Here is a 5,489-nt window from a genome sequence, read left to right on the forward strand (position 1 = left end):
CGTTCCGCATCCGCCCCGGCCGGCCCGAGCAGATGCGACTGCCGGTGCTGCGTGAGCAGATCCAGGTGCGCCGGGAGGTGGGGCTGGAGACGGGGAACTTCTCGCTCGCCTTCCACAACCGCTTCGCCTACCCGCTGGCGGGTTTCCCCGCGGCGTTGCTGGCGGTGGGGCTGGCGCTGCGTCCGGGGCGCAAGGGGCACCTGACGGTGGCCATCGTCGAGGGCCTGCTCATCTGCGTGACGATGTGGGGCCTGATGGTGGTGGCTCGGACGCTGGTGCTCACCGAGCGCCTGACGCCGGTGGTGGCCGCGTGGATGCCGACCGCGTTGCTGGTGGTGGCCGCGGCTCTGCTGTGGCTGCGAGGCGAGGGCCGGCTCCACCTGTGGAGACGCGGCGCGTGAACGTGAAACCCGAGGGCCTCGAGCGCTGGTTCCTGGTGTTCCTGTCCCTGTGGGGCGTGGGGTGCCTGTTCCTGGAGGCGCTCGCGGCGGCGGGGCTCGCGGGCTGCGCGTTGGGGGCGCTGGTGGCGGCCCGACAGGGCGGGGTCACCGTGCGCGGGGCCCTGCGCGCGTGGGCGCCGATGGTGGCCTTCCTGGCGTGGGCGCTGGTGGTGCCGCCGCTGTCCGGGCACCCGCCGAGCGGCACGGGCGTGGCGCGCCTGCTGGATTTCGCGGGCATTCCCGTGGCGGCGGTGGCGCTGGGCCAGTTGTCGGACGCGCGGCGGGTGCGCCTGGCGTGGGTCCTGGGCGGGGTGTTCCTCGTCTCGTGCGTGGTGGCGGGACTCCAGCACTTCGGGGCGTGGCCCGCGCAGGAGGCCTGGGCGCCGTTGGCGTGGACGCGCCTCCCGTTCGAGCGGGTCTACGAGGTCGTCCCCGGCACGGAGAATCGCTTCATGGCCGGAGGCCTGCTGTTCCACCGGCTGAAGTTCTCGCACATTGGCGGCATGGGGGTGGCGTTCGCGCTGGGCGTGGGGCTGCGACTCCAGGGCCGGCGGCGCGCCGTGGCGCTGGCGGTGGCGGCCGTGGGGCTCGTCTCCGTGGGCCTCTTTCCGTACGCCCGCGCGGCCAGCGTGGCCCTGGTGGCGGTGCTGGGGTTGCTGGTGATGCTCGGTCTGCCGAGGCGTGTGGCCGTGCCGGCGTGCGCGGCGGTGCTGGGGCTGGCCGTGCTCGCGCTGACCCTCAACGCGCCGCTGCGCGAGCGCTTCCTCAACAGCAACACGGAGCAGGGCTCGGGGAGCCGCTCCGCGCTGCTGGAGACGGGCCTGTGCGCGGTGCGCGAGAGCCCCGTCACGGGCGTGGGGCCAGGGCGCTTCCAGGCCCGCCTCTGGGCTACCCCGGACATGCCCCAGCAGGCGCGTGAGCACCCAGGCAAGGCGCACAACCAGTTCGTCAGCATGGCCGCCGAGACAGGTGTACCAGGGGCCATGCTCTTCGTGGTACTGCTGGGCTGGCTCGCCTGGCACTTCCCCCTGCGCCGCCCCGAGGGCCTGGGCGCGCTCGGGGCACTCGCGTTCTTCTGCCTGCTGTCACTGCTGCACGATCCGCTCTTCCACACCCAGGCCTCGCAGGCCTTCGCGCTGGTGCTGGGCGCGGGGCTCAGCGGGCAGCGCGCTCCCCGGAGCTGACGCACGGAGTGCTGGGGATCCTCGGTTCGAGGGGGGCGGTGCCTTCAAAACGCTCCCGGACGTCTCTGCCGAGCCGAGAGCAAATGCAGGGTCGAGCCTTGAACATGCGCACTTCACACCACGCGAAGCTACCCCAATTATCCCTGTAGTTATGGAGAACGAGCGGAACAGAGTTGCTGGAGAAGGACGGTTGCCTCTCCAGTTTGGCAGTCACATGAAACGCCTGCGGACCGCGCGCAAGCTCACCCAGGAGAAGCTCGCTGAGCGCAGTGAGCTGTCGGTCGACGCCATCCGGCGCATCGAGCGGGGTGCGTTCTCCCCGTCACTTGAGACGTTGGGAAAGCTGGCCGTGGGCCTCAATGTTTCGTTGAAAACGCTGTTCCACGACTTCGATCGCGAGCGCACCGATCAAGTCGCGCAGATCTGCGACTTCCTCGCCGGCCGCTCCGGACGGGAGGTTCAACTCGCCATGCGCGTCATCTACGCCATGTTCGAGGAGCGCTGAGTCCGTGCTCATGAAAGGCCCTTCCAACATCATTCTCCTCGTCGAGGACGAGCCCGATGTCCGCGACGCCATCGAGGAGGCGCTGCTGGCGCAGGGATGCCAGGTGGTGTGCGCGGTCGATGGCGATACGGCGCTCGAATGGTTGTCCGGGGGCCAGAGGCCCTCGCTGGTGCTGCTCGACTTCATCATGCCCCGGATGAACGGCTGGGCCTTCCTGGAGCGGATGCGCGCCGACCCCGCCCTCGACGACGTGCCGGTGGTGTCCATCAGCGCCCTGGCGGTGGTGCACCCCAGTCTTTCCGCGGTGCTGCGCAAGCCCTTCGATCTCCCCTCGCTCCTGCGGACCGTGCGGCGCTTCGCGCGAGCCGCCTGACGGGGGCTCCGGGGCCGGGTGTGACTGGCGGAGTGGGGTTGAAGCGGGCTAAGTCTGGGGCCCCAGGGCCACGATGACGGCCCGATGCTCCCCCCATGACTCAACCGGCTGCCAGTGACATCCGCGTGGGCGCGGTCCTCCAGGACACGTACGAGATCACCTCGCTGCTCGGGAAGGGGGGCATGGGCGCGGTCTTCCTGGCCCGGCACCGCCGACTCCCCGGACGGCAGGTGGCGGTCAAGGTCCTCCTGAACGGCGCGGGCCTGAACCCGGAGCTTTTCGCGCGCTTCCGCCGCGAGGCGGAGATCGCCTCCCAGCTCGGCCATCCGAACATCGTCGAGGTGCTCGACTTCGACACCCTGCCGGATGGCACGCCCTTCCTGCTGATGGAGTACCTGCGCGGCGAGAGCCTCGAGGAGCGGCTGTCGCGCGGACCCCTCCCGCTCGCGGAGGCGCTCGCCATCGTCCGGCAGATGGGCTCGGCCCTCCAGGCGGCGCACCGCGCCGGGGTCGTCCATCGCGACCTCAAGCCCGCCAACGTGTTCCTCATCCCCTCGGACACGGGCGAGCGGGTGAAGCTGCTCGACTTCGGCATCTCGAAGATCCTCGACTCCCAGACGCTGAAGACCCAGGAGTCCGTGCTGATCGGCACGCCGCAGTACATGGCGCCCGAGCAGGCCCTGGGGAAGAACAGCGAGGTGGATGCGCGGACCGACCTCTTCGCGCTCGGGTGCATCGTCTACGAGATGCTGTCCGGGACGCCGCCCTTCGCGGGCGAGGGCTCGAGCATCGTGCAGGTGGTCTTCCGCATCGTCCACACGCACCCCGAGCCCCTGGCGAGCCGCTGCCCGAACACCCCCGCGCAGGTCGTCGCGGCCGTGGAGCGCGCTCTGTCGAAGGACCCGAGGGACCGCTACCCGGACGTCGCCACCTTCATCGCCGAGCTGACCGGCAGCCCCCTCCAGTCTCAATCCGGCGCTGGGGCCGCCATCCTCCCGTCTTCACGGACCCCCTCCGCGCCAGCTACCCCCGCGACGGATGACGTGGGCTTCGCCGCGACGTTCGCGCCCTCGTCCACGGCCCGCCTTCCGGCCCCCGCGCCCGCCACCCCCGCCACGGATGAGGTGGGCTTCGCCGCGACGCTCGTGCCCTCGACGGAGTCACGACCTCCACCGCCGGTTCCCTCGGTTTCGCCCCAGGCGATGGTCTCTCCGTCCGAGGCCACCCGCGCGGCCACGCCGGAGCTTCGCCGGGCCCGCGTGAAGCCCCTGGCTCCCCTGGCGCTCGCGACGGTGGCGGTGGTCCTCGGTGTGGCCGTCTCGAACGGGTGGTTCAAGGCCCGTCCCGCGCCCGAGAGCGGTGTGCCCGTGGTGGTGACGGCGCCCCCGCCTGTCGTGGAGCCCGTTCCCATGCCCCCGGGCCCTCCCGAGGCCGTGCCGCCGACAGCCGTGTCCGCGCCCACCCCCGCGGCGCCTCCCGAGCGCAAGCCGGCGCGACAGGCCGCGAGCGAGGTCATCCCCGAGGCGGTCCGGGGTGACCTGGAGGAGGCGGCACGCGCGCTGGCGGCCGGTGACATCGAGGAGGCGCTGCGCTTCGCGAGCCGCAGCCAGCGGACGCAGAAGACCGACGAGGCCGTCTCCCTGCTCGCGCGTGCCTATTGCCGCAAGGGAGACCTCTCCAACGCGCGTGCGCAGTGGAGGCTCCTCGCCCGCCCGGAGCGCATCCGGGTGCGTCTGTACTGCAAGCAGTACATGGAGTTGTGAACGCTGGTGCCGACCCCATGCGGGGTCCGGCGTCCCCACAGGAGACAGGTGTGAGAGCCATTCTGGCGACGGTCATCGTGTTCGCGGTGCTGGGCGGAGTGCCCGCCCGCGCGGCGGCTCCCGTGGAAGCGGGAAAGGTCTTCTCCGGCCCGGAGGGAGAGCAGGTGGCGGTGGTTCCGCTCACCCCCGTGGAGGGCAAGAAGGCCCTGCTCCACGTCCAGGGAACAGGCGGCGAGCTCGATGGCAAGGTGCTCCCCTACGAGGTGAGCGAGTCCGGCGATGACGTGCGCTACACCACCGAGCTGAGGGGTCGGGGCTACAGCACCCTCGTCGTGAGCTCGCGCGGGGGCCGCAGGAGCTACATCCTCAACGTGCCCGGGCGGCGCTACAGCATCAGCGTCACCTTCGACGAGGCGCGCACCAAGGCCCTGAAGGCGGACGAGGTGTACGCGCTGCACCAGAAGCAGCAGGCGGATGGCACGCTCACGCGGCTGATGGCCTTCGATCGGAAGGCCGAGATGGCCGGGCCCGACCAGCAGCTCGCCGAGACGGTGAAGTCCCTCAACGCCGCGTGCGGCGGCTCGGTGACGGCGACGATCGACTGGAACAGCATCTCGGACGAGCTGCTCAAGACGTACAGCATCTCCTCCTATTGCGAGTCGCCCCTGGAGGCGCTGCGCGAGCTGTGCGAGTCGCCCGAGGGGAAGAAGGCCGTCCTGGCCCAGGCGAAGGAGTTCACCTGCCGTTTCGGAGAAGCCCTGAAGCTGGAGGTGCAGGCGGGCAAGGTGAGCTGGACGACCGCGAAGGACGAGGGCAACCAGGAGGAGTTCGCCACGAAGTTCTTCCTGGAGAACCTCGAGTCCGCGCGGGGCCAGGGGGAGAAGCTGGCGGAGCGGCTGCGGCTGGAGAAGATCCGCGTGTGCGCGGATGGCAAGGGGCACTATGTGGCGGTGCTGCCCCACGAGACGCAGACCGTGCGGCTCGCCTACGGAGACGGCACGCGCTTCGTCCAGGTGGCCTCTCCTCCCTGGGTGCTCAGCGGCTACCACTTCCTGGAGCCGCGCTTCTTCAACCCGACGATGAATTCCTCGTTCCGGGGCCTGGACATGCGCGTGTACTCGGAGGTCGAGCTGGACGAGGAGAAGAAGACCTGCTCGGTGCGCTGTGGCTCGCGGACCATTCCGTTCACCTGGCTCGACTCCGAGAAGGCCCAGGCGCTGGTCG

The 5,489-nt window shown here is 70.7% G+C and carries 6 protein-coding genes; all 6 read left to right on the forward strand.

Annotation, left to right across the window (positions count from 1 at the left end):
* The coding region (locus VF794_RS12345) for an LptF/LptG family permease (protein WP_331109965.1) at positions 1-401 on the forward strand (401 nt) is incomplete at its 5' end.
* Entirely contained in the window at positions 398-1,624 is a 1,227-nt protein-coding gene (locus VF794_RS12350) for an O-antigen ligase family protein (RefSeq protein ID WP_331109967.1), read from the forward strand. The genes VF794_RS12345 and VF794_RS12350, both read left to right, overlap by 4 nt.
* Positions 1,625-1,775: 151 nt before the next feature.
* The gene (locus tag VF794_RS12355) at positions 1,776-2,129 is read left to right on the forward strand and encodes a helix-turn-helix transcriptional regulator (RefSeq protein ID WP_331109969.1); all 354 of its coding nucleotides are present in this window, start codon (positions 1,776-1,778) and stop codon (positions 2,127-2,129) included.
* Between the two features lie 10 nt (positions 2,130-2,139).
* The gene (locus VF794_RS12360) at positions 2,140-2,502 is read left to right on the forward strand and encodes a response regulator (protein ID WP_331109975.1); all 363 of its coding nucleotides are present in this window, start codon (positions 2,140-2,142) and stop codon (positions 2,500-2,502) included.
* 95 nt (positions 2,503-2,597) lie between these two features.
* A complete protein-coding gene (locus VF794_RS12365) occupies positions 2,598-4,265 on the forward strand; it encodes a serine/threonine-protein kinase (protein ID WP_331109971.1) in 1,668 nt (555 codons plus the stop codon).
* Positions 4,266-4,315: 50 nt separating this feature from the next.
* Positions 4,316-5,489 (forward strand): hypothetical protein (locus VF794_RS12370; RefSeq protein ID WP_331109973.1); only part of this gene is annotated, 1,174 nt, incomplete at its 3' end.

The organism is Archangium sp. (assembly GCF_036389735.1).
Classification (GTDB): Bacteria; Myxococcota; Myxococcia; order Myxococcales; family Myxococcaceae; genus Archangium.

Bases quoted from the DNA above. Each gene is read 5' to 3' on its own strand.
- VF794_RS12355 (WP_331109969.1), top strand. From the start codon at position 1,776: ATGGAGAACGAGCGGAACAGAGTTGCTGGAGAAGGACGGTTGCCTCTC.
- VF794_RS12360 (WP_331109975.1), top strand. From the start codon at position 2,140: ATGAAAGGCCCTTCCAACATCATTCTCCTCGTCGAGGACGAGCCCGAT.
- VF794_RS12365 (WP_331109971.1), top strand. From the start codon at position 2,598: ATGACTCAACCGGCTGCCAGTGACATCCGCGTGGGCGCGGTCCTCCAG.